Source organism: Nocardia sp. NPDC056611, assembly GCF_042792755.1.
Taxonomy (GTDB): Bacteria; Actinomycetota; Actinomycetes; order Mycobacteriales; family Mycobacteriaceae; genus Nocardia.
This window is the reverse complement of sequence record NZ_JBHTVV010000001.1, coordinates 1,229,279-1,241,528: the sequence shown is the minus strand read 5'-3', so window position 1 is coordinate 1,241,528 and position 12,250 is coordinate 1,229,279. Positions and strand designations below refer to the sequence as shown.

Genomic DNA, 12,250 nt, shown 5'->3' with positions numbered 1-12,250 from the left:
TCAGTTCTCCTTGTCCAGCGTGCCGCTCAGGCGCTCGACGCCGCGCAGCAGGGCAGAGTGGTCCAGGTGGCCGTCGCCGTTGACGCGGGCCGAGGCGACCAGCTGCGCGATCAGCGAGCCGGCCGGGGTCACCAGACCGGCCTCGCGGGCCGCGGTGGTGAAGATGCCCATGTCCTTGTGGTGCAGGTCGATGCGGAAGCCGGGCGCGAACTCGCGGTTGATCATCTTGGAGCGCTTCTGGTTCAGCACGGCCGAACCGGCCAGGCCGCCGCCGAGCACGTCGAGCGCCGGGCCCAGCTCGACGCCGTAGGCCTCGAGGAAGACCACTGCCTCGGCCACGGCCTGGATATTGGTGGCCACGATGAGCTGGTTGGCGGCCTTCACGGTCTGGCCCGCGCCATTGGTGCCCACGTGCACGACGGTCTTGCCGACCTTGTCGAACAGCGGCTGGGCGGAAGCGAAGTCCTCGGCCGAACCGCCGACCATGATGGACAGGGTGGCGTTGACCGCGCCCGGCTCACCGCCGGAGACGGGGGCGTCGAGCAGCCGGAAGCCGCGCTCGGCGGCCTGCTTGGCCAGCTCCTGGGTGACGTCCGGGCGGATGGACGAGAAGTCGATGATCAGCGCGCCGGGCTCGGCGGTCTCGAAAACGCCCTTCTCCCCGGCCAGTACCTCCTGCACGTGCGGGGAGTCCGGCACCATCACGGCGATGACGTCCGCGCCGCGCACGGCGTCGGCGATGGAGGTGACGGCCCGGCCGCCCGCGTCGACCAGCGGCTGCGCCTGGGCAGGGTTGCGGTCGAAGCCCTTGACCGAGTGGCCCGCGTTCTGCAGGTGGACGGCCATCGGGCTGCCCATGATGCCGAGGCCGATGAAAGCGATGTTGGTCATGATCTGTTCCCTAAGTCGTTGAATGTCAAAAGTTTTCGGCTACTTGGCGGCGCGGCGCTCGCGCGGCAGCCACTCGAACGCGTCCTCGGAACGGCCGGAAGGCTTGTACTCGAGGCCGACCCAGCCGCGGTAGCCGCGCGACGCGAGGTCGGTGAGCTGGAGCTCGAGCTGGAGTTCGCCGGTGCCCGGCTCGTTGCGGCCGGGGTTGTCGGCGATCTGCACGTGGGCGATGCGGTCGGTGTGCTCGGCGATCACCTTGTCCACGTCGTCACCGTTCACGGCGAGGTGGTAGAGGTCGGCGAGCAGGCCGATGTTCGATACCCCGGAATGCGCCTGCACCTTGTCGATGACGGCCAGGCCGTCGGCGGCGGTCAGCAGCGGGTAACGGGGTGCGCCGGAGGCGGGTTCGACCAGCACGGTGGCCCCGATGCGGGCAGCGGCCAGCGCCGCGGCGGAGAGGTTCTCGACGGCCACCTCGTCCTGCTGCTCGGCGGTGGCGTCGTCGACACGGTTGCCGTAGAGGGCATTGAAGGCCTTGGTGCCCAGGCGTTCTCCGATGCCCACGGTGACATCGATGTTGTCCTCGAACTCGGCGGCGCGAGCCGGCCAGGAGACCAGGCCGCGGTCGCCGCCGGGCATGTCACCGGCGAAGAAGTTCAGGCCGATCAGCCGCACGCCCGCGTTCTGGACAGCGGCCACGAAGGCGTCCACGTCCTTGTCCGACGGGACCGCCTCGGCGAACGGCCACCAGAACTCGATGGCGTCAAATCCGGCCTGGCGCACGGCTTCCGGGCGCTCCAGGATGGGCAGTTCGGTGAACAGCAGCGAACAGTTCACGGCGTAGTTCAGCGTGTGGGTCATCAGGAATCCCTCCAGTCGTTCCCGCAGGTTCTCCGCTGTTTTCCATAATGCGGAAATGTTTTTTCGGGATATGAAAATGCTAGAGCTCCCGGAACAGGCCCGTCAAGAGAGTTCCGGGAGCTACCGGCCGGTAGAGCGGGAAATATACGAAGTTGCGGAATCCGGTGCGGATCTCGCGCGACTCAGTCGCGGATATCGTCCTCCAGGCGCTCGCCCAGATCGTCCTTCCGATCCTCGACCGCGGCGAATACCGAAGCGCCCGCCTTGTTTCCGCGCGTGATCTCGTTGAACACCAGGTTCAACACGATCGCCACCACGGCGGTGGCACTGATCCCGGAGTGCATGATCACCCCGAGCCAGGTCGGAAACTTGTCCCAGAACGTCGGCGCCGCAATGGGAATCAAGCCGACCCCGAGCGCCACCGCGACGATGACCATGTTCAGGTTGTCGGTGAAATCCACCCGCGCCAGCGTGCGGATGCCACTCGCCGCCACCGATCCGAACAGCACGATGCCCGCACCGCCCAGCACCGGATACGGAATCCCGGCCACCACCGCGCCCACCACCGGGAACAGGCCCAGCAGCACCAGCACCAAACCGCCCGCGGCGACCACGAATCGGCTCTTGATGCCGGTCAGTGCCACCAGCCCCACGTTCTGCGCGAAGGCGCTGCACGGGAAGCTGCCGAACACCGGCGCGACCGTGGTGGACAGCATGTCGGCTCGCAGCCCGGCCGCCACCCGCGCCGAATCCACCTCGGTGCCGACGATCTCGCCGATGGCGAGGATGTCGGCGGTGGTCTCGGTCATGATCACCAGCACCACGATGGTCATGGACACGATCGCCCCGACCTCGAAGGTCGGGCCGCCGAAGTGCAGGATCGGCGGCAGCGCAACAATTTTCGCCTTGCTCACCGCACCGAAGTCGGCATGGTGGGTGAGCAGGGCGATGACCGTGCCGACCGCCAGGCCCAGCAGGATCGACAGCCGCGAGATCGCGCCCTGGAACACCCGGCTGATCACCAGGATGATGAGCAGCGTGAGCCCGGCGAAACCGATATTGCCCACCGATCCGTAGTCGGCGGCCTTCGGATTGTTGCCCATCGCCCACCGGAACGCGGTGGGCAGCAACGAGAGTCCGATCACCGTGATGATCGTCCCGGTCACCACCGCCGGGAACAGGCGCACCAGCTTGGCGAAGAAGCTGGACAACGCCAGGCCGATCAATCCGGCGACGATGATCGCCCCGAACACCGGCCGGAGTCCGCCGTCGCTCGCGATGGTCACCATCGTCGAGACGCTCGCGAACGAAATACCCTGCACGATGGGCAATCTGGAGCCGATCGGCCCGATGCCCAGGGTCTGGAGCAGAGTCGCCAGGCCGGAGACGAACAGGCCCGCTGTCACCAGCAGCGCCATGTCCGACACCGAGAGCCCGGCCGCGCCGCCGACGATCAGCGGCGGCGCGATCACTCCGCCGTACATCGTCAGAATGTGTTGAGTTCCGTAGATCGCCAACTGCCCCAACGAATGTCGCGCATCCTCGGGTCGGGTGACGGTCACTGACACGCGGCTCTGGTCATCACCCATCGCCGCACCTCCTAGATCAGGAAGAGGGGGATCAGGCTCTGCCTGGTCAGCAAAAGCCGGGGGTGGCGAGCCAGGCGTTGCCGGACTCACGAGCGTCGTCGCGCTCGACGGTGGCCTCGATGAGGCCGTAGGGGCGATCCGCGGCGATGAAGACCTCGCCCGGGTTCTCGACATTGAACGGGCTCAGGTCCACCAGGAAGTGGTGCTTGTTCGGTGCGGAGAAACGGATCTCGGCGACCTCGGTGAACTGCTCGAGCACGGCGCGGCCCATGGAGTACAGGGTCTGCTGCAGCGCGAGCGAGTGCACCACGGCGAACTGCCGCAGGATGGTCTTGAGGATGGCGTCGTAGGTCTTGTCCCAGTCGACGTCGGTGTGGTTGTAGCGCCATTTGGCCACCAGCGAGGTCGCCATGATGCGGTCGTTGGTCGGCTGCAGGGTGGTGTACTTGTCCTTGAAGAAGCCGTGGAACTCCGAGCCCGTGGTCTTGAGCAGGGTGAGGTCGCGGACGCCGGATACCACGTGCGCCACCCGATCCGGGCCGACGCCGTCGACGTTCACCACGGTGGTGCGGATGCCCCGGCCGGACTTCACGAACGAGTGGTCGTGGCCGGAGCCGTCGACCTCGATGCGGTCCCAGGCGTATTCCTCGATCTCGACGCGCGCGCCGGTGGCGGTGGGGGCGCGGGAGATGAAGTGGTCGGCGAGGGTGAGACCGAATTCCTCGATGGAGTGCACGCCCTTCTCCTTGGCGAAGGAGAAGGCGGTGTTCTTCTGGGTGTCGGTGGGCAGCACGTCGCCCTGGTCGCCGGTGATGTGGGCGTCGGCGAAGTCGCCGCGCAGCGCCGAGGAGACGTTCAGGTCGCGGATCTGGTGGCGCGGGGTGTCGCGGTAGACCCGCACGACCCGGTTCTCGGCCTTGCCGTACTGGTTCTGTCCCAGCTTGATTGCCATGTGCGTTCAGCTTCCTCGGTAGGTGGAATAGGCGAAGGGGCTCATCAGCAGGGGCACGTGGTAGTGCTCGCCCGGCTCGCCGGCCACGGTGAACGTGATCGACACCGTGGGATAGAAGTAGGTCTGTCGCGTTGCGGCGGAATAGGACTCGATGTCGAAGGTGAGCCGGTAGTGCCCCGCCTCCAGCCCCTCGGGGCCGAGGTCGCGGATGCGGCCGTCGTCATCGGTCTTGCCCTCGGCCAGCACCCGGGTCTCGGGGCCGAGGTGTTCCAGCCGGACCGGAACGCCCGCGGCGGGCTTGCCGAGCGCGGAATCCAGGATGTGCGTCGTAATGGTGCTCATTGTTCGAAGACCTTTCGCAGGCGCAGGACGGCGATCTTGCGCAATTCTCCGGCCACCACGGCCGCCTCGGCGGCATCGTCGTTGGCGAGGCGCTCGTGCAGGTTCGTGAGGATCTGCTCGGCCGACAGGCCGGTGGCGCAGATCAGGAAGACTCGGCCGAATCGCTTCTCGTAGGCGCGGTTTCCGTCCAGCAGCTGGGCGGCGATGGCCACGTCCTGCCCGACCCCGGCCTGTTCCTGGCGCGACCACGCCGATCCGGTGCCGGTGCCGGTGACCCGTTCGCCGATCCGGGGGTGCGCGGCCAGGGCTCGGTCCACGTCGGCGCCGGACAGTCCGGCGGCCAGTTCGTCGGCTCGGGCGAGCACGCCGTCGATATCGGCGTAGGGCCGGTCCGCCAGCACGGCGTCGGCCCATTCGGGCACGTCGCAGCAGGTCAGCAGATCCGGCCGGAGTCGTTCACCGGCTGTCGAATTGAATTCGCTCAACGTCACCATCGGCGCTACCTCTCTCGGATGACGGAAGGGTGATTCCGCCACCCGAGAAGAGTGTCACGGGCCACAACAACTCGTCAACAGTTTGTTGAATATATACACGGGCCGCAGGTCAGAGCGCTGGTTCGGCTCAGACCGAGGGGGCCAGGGCGGGGGTCGTGCGCGAGCGGAACAGTTGGTGCAGAACCAGCGCCGTCAGACAGCCCGCACTGATTCCGGACGCCATGATGATCGACACCGGGCCCGGCAGACCGGCATAGAACGACGGGGCCACCGTTGGAGTCATGCCGACAAACAACGAGACGCCCACGATCAGCGAATTGACCGGGTCGCCGAGATCGGCCTTGGCGAGGGTGCGGATGCCACTGGCGGCGACGGTCCCGAACAACACCAGACCCGTCCCGCCCAGAGCCGGTTTGGGCACCAGCTCGACCACCGCGCTCGCCACCGGGAACAACCCGAGCAGCACCAGCAAGGCACCGCCGGCGGCCACCACGAAACGGCTGTACATCCTGGTCAGCGCGACCAGGCCGACGTTCTGCGCGAATGCGCCACAAGCGAATCCGCCCATGACGGAGGCCAGCATGGTGCCGAGACCAGCGGCTCGCAGACCGCCCGCGATGTGGTGTTCCTCGGCGGGCCGGTCCACGATCTCGCCGAGCGCGAGCATCGTGGCCGTACTTTCCGTCATCACCACCAGCATCACGATGCACAGCGAGATGATCGCGCCGATCTGGAACTGGGGCACACCGAAGTGCAGCGGCGGAATGAAGCCGACCAGTGCGCTGGTGCGCACCGGGCCGGTATCCAGCAGTCCCAGTGGCCATCCCGCCAAGGACCCGGCGACCAGGCCGATCAACAGGGCGAGCTGCCGCCCGAATCCCTTCAGGAAGCGATGACACAGCAACACAACGACCAGGGCGATCGCGGCGTCGAGGAGGTTCTTCAACGGCACATGCGCCTCCCCCATCGCACCCTCCCCCGTGCCGCTGATCCAGCCGAGCGCGACCGGCAGTAGCGACAACCCGATCAGCGAGATGACGGTGCCGCCCACGATCGGCGGGAAGAACCGGTGCAGCCGTGAGAAATACGGTGCGGCGAACACCGCCAGCATGCCCGCCACCAGGGTCGCGCCGAAGATCACCGGCAGCGCCTCCCCCGGCGCGGCATCCTTGGCGATGGCCAGGATCGGGCCGACCGCGGCGAAGGAGCCGCCATTGATCAGCGGCAGTCGCGCACCGAACTTCCACCAGCCCAGCGATTGCAGCAGGGTGGCCAGGCCCGCGGTGAACAGGCTCGCGGTGATGAGCAGGACCGTGTCGCTCGTGCCCAGCCCGACGGCCGCGCCGACGATCAGCGGGGGCGCCACGACTCCGGCGACCATGGCGGCGATGTGCTGCAGGCCGCCCGCGACCAGCTGCCAGGGCGGTGGGATGACGTCGACCGGATGTCGTTCCGGCGCTTCTGTTTCCATGGGAACGCAGCCTCTCTCGGATCGCGGAAGGGTCATTCCGCTAGCCGAGAAGAGTGGCATGGGCCACACTGGTCGTCAACAGTTCGTTGAAGATATACAGAGTTCCCCGGTCAGCGCCATGCCCGAGCCGCGGGACCGATCAGGCGCGCTCGCGGTTGAGGTAGTTGTAGACGGTGAAGCGGGTGACGCCCAGCGCCGCCGCCACGGTCTCCGCGGACTTACGGAAGGTGAACGCGCCGCGCTCCTCCAGCAATCGCACGGCACGCTGCTTCTCGGCACGCGGCAGGTCGGCCAGCGGGCCGCCCAATTCACCGGCCACCTCGTCGAGCAGCCGTTCCAGGCCGCCCAGGGTGTCGGCCTCCGGCTGACCGAAACGCACGCAGGCCAACGTCTCGCCCTCCCAGACCAGCGGGACGTCGTCGGCGGCGGCCTCGCCGGCGGGCACCAGGCGGGCACCGGTCTTCTCCAGCAGGGGCGCGAGGGTCACCAGGACCGGATGCGACGCGTCCACGGGCGAATGTTCAGTCATCCTGCTCGACCTGCATGGTCACCCGGGTGGCGCCGTGCGCGAAGGCGGTCACCATGATCTCGCCCAGCACCGGCAGCAGCCGCTCGTCCGACCCGGCCACCGAGGTGCCGAGCGGACCGAAATCGCATTCCAGACCGGCCGATTCGGCGAGCTCGAGCGCCGCCAGGGCATGCGGCGGGGCCTCCCCTTCGCCGTGGAACGGTTCGGTCGTGAACTCCGCGCGTAGCCGCATGCGCCCCAGGCTACTATTCCGGCATTCGGAAAAACTAAGGAGGACCGGGGTGCCCGCAGCGAAGGAGCCGAAGGGCAGTTCCGGGGGTGTGCAATCCATCGAGCGCGCGTTCGGGCTGCTGGAACTCATGGCCGACGAGGGCGGCATGATGGGCCTGTCCCAGCTGGCCACCGAGTCCGGGCTACCGTTGCCCACCATCCACCGCCTGGTCCGCACCCTGGTCGACCTGGGCTATCTGCACCAGGAGCCGTCCCGCAAGTACGTGCTCGGCCCCAAGCTGATCAAACTCGGCGAGAGCTCCTCCCAGATGCTGTCCGTCCTCGCACGCCCGCACCTGGCGCGACTGGTCGACGAACTCGGCGAATCCGCGAACATGGCCATGCTCGACGGCGACCAGATCGTCTATGTGGCGCAGGTACAGTCACGCCACTCCATGCGCATGTTCACCGAGGTGGGACGGCGGGTCCTCCCCCACTGCACGGCGGTCGGCAAGGCGATCCTCGCCGGATCCCCGCCGGATCTGACCCGGGAGCTGTTGCGGCGCACCGGAATGCCCCGCTACACCGACACCACCATCACCGACCCGGAGGAGTTCGCCCGCCAGCTCGACCAGGCCGCCCGAACCGGCTACGCCATGGACGAAGGCGAGCAGGAACTGGGAGTGCGGTGCGTGGCGGTCGCCGTCCCGAAAGCCCCCGCCCGACTCGCCATTTCGGTATCGGGCCCGGTCGGCCGAATGACCGAAGAACTCGTCGAGCGCGCCGCGCCGCTGCTGGCGGAGGTCGCCGCCGCCCTGTCGGACGATCTCCACTAGGCGCGACGCCGCCGGCCAACCACCCCGGACACCTCAACAGATCCTCATTCGCTCGTCACGCAGGCGATTCAGACCAACGAATTCAGGACCGTCCTAGCCGGTTCGGTGCGGTCGCGCTATTGCACGGTGAACGTCGCGAATCCGGGGGTGTAGGTGCCGCCGGGCGCCAGCATCAGGGCCACCCGGCCGGGGCCGGTGTCGATCGTTGCGGCCGAGGGGATTCCGTTCAGGCCGTCGGACAGCATCGCCACCCCGGTCGCCCCCGTCGACAGGTTGATCCAGTTGACCGGCGTGGACACGAAGCAGCCCCAGCCACCGGACTTGGCGCCGGTGACCACCACGGCCCCGGGCTGTCCGCCGAGCACCGCCGCGCAGCGGGCGGGGAAGGCGTCGAAACTGCCGTTCGGGTTTCCGTATGGCGCGGCGTCGATCTGGAAGGGAATGGTGACGGTGTCGGCCGCGGCCGTCCCGGTGGCCGCCAGTCCACAGGCGGCGAGCGCCGTTCCGGCAGCGGCCAACCGACGAGCGAATTTCATATCCGAATCTCCTATGCAGTAATCGATGACGTTCTGACCAGGCAAATTCGAATTCGATTCTGCCATGCCCATTCCCGATTTGCCGGGTCCACCCCGAAGCGCACCGGCATATCTCCAGCAAATTGGGACCGAGACATATCCGAACCGGCTCCGGCTTCGAATCCTGATGCGACAGACACCGATGCATCGGAATGAGGTTTCCCATGGGCCTTCATCAGGCCAAAAGTCCGGCTCGTCCGGCATTTCGGCGCGCGGCGGCCTACGCCGTCGCCGGAGCACTTCCCCTGTCCCTGTCCCTGCTGAGTGCCGCACCCGCTCTCGCCGAGGAGCCGGCCCCGGCCGTCCAGCCCGCCACCCCCATCCCGGATTCGTCGATCCGGATCGGCACCATGAAGCTCGACCAGCCCTTCTTCCTCACGCCCGAGCAGACACAGCAGATCAACGACACCTCGGCGAGCGCGGAATCGGTGGTGGCGCAAGCCCTGGAAGCGGCCGGGGTCGACCATGCCCGGGCCACGTACACGGCGAAGACCGTGATCACCGACGCCCTCATCGGCGCGAGCGTCGGCGCCACCGCCGTGAGCCCGATCGCCGCGACCGGCGCGGTCATCGGGGTGGTAGCGGGTCTGATCGCCGGCTTGCCGTTCGCACCGATCGGTCTGGTGGTCGTTCCGGTGTTCGGCGCGGCGGTCGGCTACGCCATGGTCGCCGCACCGTTCGCGGCGCTGGGCGCCGGGGTCGGCGCCGCGGTCGGAGCGGCGGAGGGCTTGCTCAGTACACCTCCGGCAGCACCGGCGAGCTGAATGCGGCCGCGGTGCCGTCGATTCCGGCGGCACCGCCCGGCTGACGCTCGGAACAGCCGAATCCTGTTGAGAAGCTACAAGTTCCAGAAGCGCGCACAGCTCACGCCGCTGCCGGACGTCCAGCACGGCGAGCGTGGGGACCGAGCCGAAGACCTCCTCGTCGAGCTGTGCGCGCCGCGTCTCCCCCACGGGGGTCGGCGTGTGCTGCCGCCGGTCCGGGTGCCCGCGGCCGACGGACTGGGCGCGCGACCGGGAACACCTCTCGGTTTCCTCGAAACGGTGTGATCAGCGGATAGGCTGGCGGGGATCACCCCGGGGCTCGACGCAGGTCGGCCGAGAGGAGTTCACGATGAGCGCCGAGGAAGCCGCCACCGTACCGGCCTGGGCCGGTGACCTGGCGGGCATCGTCGGGCAGCACCTGATCTACACGTACGAGAACGGCTGGAAATACGAGCTGTACGTCCGTAATCCCCAGACCGTCGCGTTCCGCTGCCTGATGGGTCCCATGTTCGGCCGCTGGTCCACCGCGCAACCGGCGAAGATCGTCCAGCTCGGCGACGGCCTGTTCAAACTCGCCTGGGTCGAACCGACCGGCACGGTCACCGTGGTCATCGCCTGGCTCGCCGAACGCCGCGTCCACACCACCATCTGCTATCCGCAGTGGATGCTCGACTACCCCGAATTCACCCTGGGCCGCTACGAGGACAACATCCGGGAGATCACCGCCGCCCGTAATCGCGGCCCCGCCTACCCCCAGACCCTGGTCGCCGCCACCGGCCACATCACCTTCCTGGAAGCCCGCACCCCCGACGACGACACCGTCATCGACCGTCCCCCGGGCAAACTCCCCCGTGATTACGCCGACCGCTCCAACTGACTTCGGCCGCCACCGATGAATCCGGCACGCTGATCCCGTCCTCACTGTCAGCACGCGAACCGTGAGCCGGTCAGGAGGACCTCCGTGAGCACCCAGCCCTTGCCACCGATCGTCGACGCCGCCACCTGGCGCAAAGAACTCGAAGCCCTGCGTATCCGCGAGAAGGCCGCCACCCGTGAGCTCGACGCCATCGCCGCCCAGCGCCGCCACCTCCCCATGGTCGAACTCCCGGCCTACACCCTCGAAGGCGAGAACGGCCCGATCACCCTCGCCGAGATCTTCGACGGCAGGTCCCAGCTGATCGTCTACAACCACATGTGGTTCGAGGGCAAGGAATGGCAGTGCCCCGGCTGCACCGGATTCACCGCCCAATTCACCCGATTCAACTTCCTCGACGCTTACGATGCCCGCTTCGTCATCATCACTCAGGGCCCGATCGACGAGGCACTCGCCTACAAGCGCCGGGTCGGCAACCAAATGCCTTGGTACTCCACGGCGAACAGCGCGTTCGGCACCGACGTCGACGCCCCTCCCGGCGGCGGCTTCGGCGTGAACGTCTTTCTGCGCGACGGCGATACCGTCTACCGGACCTGGCACACCAACGGCCGCGGCGTGGAACAGATCGCCCACACCTTCCCGCTCATCGATCTGCTCCCCTACGGCCGCCAGGAAGAGTGGCAGGACTCCCCGGCCGGTTGGCCCCAGTCCCCGGCCTACTCCCGCTGGGCCACCTCCGAGGACATCGCCGCCGCCTACGGCGACCCGAATCCCTAGGACCCCACCGCAGCCGTGATCGAATGTGGTCATGTTGTTCCGGCAGCTCGAGTACTTCGTCGCCCTCGCCCGGGAGCGTCACTTCGCGCGAGCTGCCGCCGCCTGCTACGTGTCACAACCGGCGTTGTCGGAGGCGATCCGCAAGCTCGAGCACGAGCTGAAGGTGCCGCTGGTCAAGCGGGGCCGCACCTTCGAGGGCCTCACTCCCGAAGGGGAGCGGCTGGTGCTGTGGGCCCGCCGGATCCTGGCCGATCGCGACGCGCTCCAGCAGGAGGTCGTGGCGCTACAGACCGGTCTGACGGGTGAGCTGCGGCTGGGGGTGATTCCCGCGGCCGCGGCCACGGTCGCGCTGCTCACCGATCCGTTCTGCGCGGAGAATCCGCTGGTGAAGGTGCGCGTCGACACCGGGTTGGAGTCGGTCGGCATCATCGACCGGCTGCGCCGGTTCGAACTCGACGCCGGTCTGGTGTATCCGGACGCGCAGGACGCCCCGGATCTGACGGTGACGCCGCTGTACTCCGAGGAACATGTCGTGCTGGCCGCGGAGGGACTGGTGACCGGTGCGGCCGGATCGGTCGACTGGGCCGAGGTGGTGGAGCTGCCGCTGTGCCTGCTGCGGCCGGGGATGCGCGGGCGCACACTGATCGACGACGCGCTGGCCGGTCGCGGCCTGACGGCCGGGCCGCAGCTCGAGACCGACTCGGTGGCGACCCTGTTCGGGCAGGTGGCCACGGGCCGCTGGGCCACGATCGTGCCGGCGTCCTGGCTGCGCACCACACGACCGCCCGCCGGTGTGCGGGTCCTGCGCCCCAGCGATCCGGTGACCGCGACGATCGCGCTGGTCACCTTGGCGACCGAGCCGGTGCCGTTGATCGTCCGGGCATTCACCGAGACCGCGCGGTCGGTCCGCGTCGAGGCCGGCGCCCTCGGCGCGCAGGGGTAGCCCTGGGTCGAGCGCGGCGATAGGCCTGGCCCGAGCACAGTGGTGGACCGGGTCTGATCGGCCGCGCCTATCAGGCGGTAGGAGCCACGTCTTGGACACCGGAGGCCGCTACCCCGAACACTTGATCTCACCATCCGTCGGA

The 12,250-nt window shown here is 68.1% G+C and carries 16 protein-coding genes; 6 read left to right on the top strand and 10 right to left on the bottom strand.

The window, feature by feature from the left end; translation table 11 throughout:
- The 9 genes from ACFRAQ_RS05695 to ACFRAQ_RS05655 all read right to left on the bottom strand — a co-directional run bounded on the left by ACFRAQ_RS05695 (nt 1) and on the right by ACFRAQ_RS05655 (nt 7,361).
- Nucleotides 1-891, bottom strand: coding sequence for a 2-hydroxy-3-oxopropionate reductase (locus ACFRAQ_RS05695; protein ID WP_379094524.1), 891 nt, complete (start codon nt 889-891; stop codon nt 1-3).
- A 39-nt stretch (nt 892-930) separates the two neighbouring features.
- The gene (locus ACFRAQ_RS05690; RefSeq protein WP_379094522.1) at nt 931-1,752 is read right to left on the bottom strand and encodes a hydroxypyruvate isomerase family protein; all 822 of its coding nucleotides are present in this window, start codon (nt 1,750-1,752) and stop codon (nt 931-933) included.
- A 182-nt stretch (nt 1,753-1,934) separates the two neighbouring features.
- Complete coding sequence (locus ACFRAQ_RS05685; RefSeq protein WP_379094520.1) at nt 1,935-3,341, bottom strand: nucleobase:cation symporter-2 family protein; 1,407 nt, start codon at nt 3,339-3,341, stop codon at nt 1,935-1,937.
- A 46-nt stretch (nt 3,342-3,387) separates the two neighbouring features.
- The gene (gene pucL, locus ACFRAQ_RS05680; RefSeq protein WP_379094518.1) at nt 3,388-4,293 is read right to left on the bottom strand and encodes a factor-independent urate hydroxylase; all 906 of its coding nucleotides are present in this window, start codon (nt 4,291-4,293) and stop codon (nt 3,388-3,390) included.
- Between the two features lie 6 nt (nt 4,294-4,299).
- Entirely contained in the window at nt 4,300-4,635 is a 336-nt protein-coding gene (gene uraH, locus ACFRAQ_RS05675; protein ID WP_357278953.1) for a hydroxyisourate hydrolase, read from the bottom strand.
- Complete coding sequence (uraD, locus tag ACFRAQ_RS05670) at nt 4,632-5,129, bottom strand: 2-oxo-4-hydroxy-4-carboxy-5-ureidoimidazoline decarboxylase (protein ID WP_379094515.1); 498 nt, start codon at nt 5,127-5,129, stop codon at nt 4,632-4,634. The genes uraH and uraD overlap by 4 nt, the downstream gene beginning before the upstream one ends.
- 127 nt (nt 5,130-5,256) lie before the next feature.
- A complete protein-coding gene (locus tag ACFRAQ_RS05665; protein ID WP_379094513.1) occupies nt 5,257-6,600 on the bottom strand; it encodes a nucleobase:cation symporter-2 family protein in 1,344 nt (447 codons plus the stop codon).
- 139 nt (nt 6,601-6,739) lie between these two features.
- Complete coding sequence (locus tag ACFRAQ_RS05660) at nt 6,740-7,129, bottom strand: helix-turn-helix domain-containing protein (protein ID WP_379094511.1); 390 nt, start codon at nt 7,127-7,129, stop codon at nt 6,740-6,742.
- A complete protein-coding gene (locus ACFRAQ_RS05655; RefSeq protein ID WP_213559929.1) occupies nt 7,122-7,361 on the bottom strand; it encodes a thiamine-binding protein in 240 nt (79 codons plus the stop codon). The genes ACFRAQ_RS05660 and ACFRAQ_RS05655 overlap by 8 nt, the downstream gene beginning before the upstream one ends.
- 49 nt (nt 7,362-7,410) lie before the next feature.
- Here ACFRAQ_RS05655 and ACFRAQ_RS05650 point away from each other — a divergent pair, with 49 nt between their 5' ends.
- On the top strand, nt 7,411-8,175 hold the full coding sequence (locus ACFRAQ_RS05650) for an IclR family transcriptional regulator (RefSeq protein ID WP_379094509.1): 765 nt from the start codon (nt 7,411-7,413) through the stop codon (nt 8,173-8,175).
- A gap of 116 nt (nt 8,176-8,291) precedes the next feature.
- On the opposite strand, the gene ACFRAQ_RS05645 is transcribed toward ACFRAQ_RS05650, so the two are convergent.
- Complete coding sequence (locus ACFRAQ_RS05645) at nt 8,292-8,711, bottom strand: hypothetical protein (RefSeq protein WP_379094507.1); 420 nt, start codon at nt 8,709-8,711, stop codon at nt 8,292-8,294.
- A 203-nt stretch (nt 8,712-8,914) separates the two neighbouring features.
- On the opposite strand from ACFRAQ_RS05645, the gene ACFRAQ_RS05640 reads away from it, so the two are divergent.
- The 5 genes from ACFRAQ_RS05640 (at nt 8,915) to ACFRAQ_RS05620 (ending at nt 12,108) form a co-directional block, all read left to right on the top strand.
- Complete coding sequence (locus ACFRAQ_RS05640) at nt 8,915-9,514, top strand: hypothetical protein (protein ID WP_379094505.1); 600 nt, start codon at nt 8,915-8,917, stop codon at nt 9,512-9,514.
- A gap of 66 nt (nt 9,515-9,580) precedes the next feature.
- Entirely contained in the window at nt 9,581-9,799 is a 219-nt protein-coding gene (locus ACFRAQ_RS05635) for a hypothetical protein (protein ID WP_379094503.1), read from the top strand.
- A gap of 64 nt (nt 9,800-9,863) precedes the next feature.
- On the top strand, nt 9,864-10,391 hold the full coding sequence (locus ACFRAQ_RS05630; RefSeq protein WP_379094501.1) for a phenolic acid decarboxylase: 528 nt from the start codon (nt 9,864-9,866) through the stop codon (nt 10,389-10,391).
- Nucleotides 10,392-10,475: 84 nt separating this feature from the next.
- The gene (locus tag ACFRAQ_RS05625; RefSeq protein WP_379094499.1) at nt 10,476-11,165 is read left to right on the top strand and encodes a DUF899 domain-containing protein; all 690 of its coding nucleotides are present in this window, start codon (nt 10,476-10,478) and stop codon (nt 11,163-11,165) included.
- A 31-nt stretch (nt 11,166-11,196) separates the two neighbouring features.
- Nucleotides 11,197-12,108 (top strand): LysR family transcriptional regulator, encoded by a 912-nt coding sequence (locus ACFRAQ_RS05620; RefSeq protein ID WP_379094497.1) that lies wholly within the window; start codon nt 11,197-11,199, stop codon nt 12,106-12,108.
- The last annotated feature ends 142 nt before the right edge of the window (nt 12,109-12,250 follow it).

What these genes read in the sequence shown, in the direction of transcription:
- ACFRAQ_RS05695 (WP_379094524.1), bottom strand. Translation starts at nt 891, where the DNA reads ATGACCAACATCGCTTTCATCGGCCTCGGCATCATGGGCAGCCCGATG.
- ACFRAQ_RS05690 (WP_379094522.1), bottom strand. Translation starts at nt 1,752, where the DNA reads ATGACCCACACGCTGAACTACGCCGTGAACTGTTCGCTGCTGTTCACC.
- ACFRAQ_RS05685 (WP_379094520.1), bottom strand. Translation starts at nt 3,341, where the DNA reads ATGGGTGATGACCAGAGCCGCGTGTCAGTGACCGTCACCCGACCCGAG.
- pucL (WP_379094518.1), bottom strand. Translation starts at nt 4,293, where the DNA reads ATGGCAATCAAGCTGGGACAGAACCAGTACGGCAAGGCCGAGAACCGG.
- uraH (WP_357278953.1), bottom strand. Translation starts at nt 4,635, where the DNA reads ATGAGCACCATTACGACGCACATCCTGGATTCCGCGCTCGGCAAGCCC.
- uraD (WP_379094515.1), bottom strand. Translation starts at nt 5,129, where the DNA reads ATGGTGACGTTGAGCGAATTCAATTCGACAGCCGGTGAACGACTCCGG.
- ACFRAQ_RS05665 (WP_379094513.1), bottom strand. Translation starts at nt 6,600, where the DNA reads ATGGAAACAGAAGCGCCGGAACGACATCCGGTCGACGTCATCCCACCG.
- ACFRAQ_RS05660 (WP_379094511.1), bottom strand. Translation starts at nt 7,129, where the DNA reads ATGACTGAACATTCGCCCGTGGACGCGTCGCATCCGGTCCTGGTGACC.
- ACFRAQ_RS05655 (WP_213559929.1), bottom strand. Translation starts at nt 7,361, where the DNA reads ATGCGGCTACGCGCGGAGTTCACGACCGAACCGTTCCACGGCGAAGGG.
- ACFRAQ_RS05645 (WP_379094507.1), bottom strand. Translation starts at nt 8,711, where the DNA reads ATGAAATTCGCTCGTCGGTTGGCCGCTGCCGGAACGGCGCTCGCCGCC.
- ACFRAQ_RS05640 (WP_379094505.1), top strand. Translation starts at nt 8,915, where the DNA reads ATGGGCCTTCATCAGGCCAAAAGTCCGGCTCGTCCGGCATTTCGGCGC.
- ACFRAQ_RS05630 (WP_379094501.1), top strand. Translation starts at nt 9,864, where the DNA reads ATGAGCGCCGAGGAAGCCGCCACCGTACCGGCCTGGGCCGGTGACCTG.
- ACFRAQ_RS05620 (WP_379094497.1), top strand. Translation starts at nt 11,197, where the DNA reads ATGTTGTTCCGGCAGCTCGAGTACTTCGTCGCCCTCGCCCGGGAGCGT.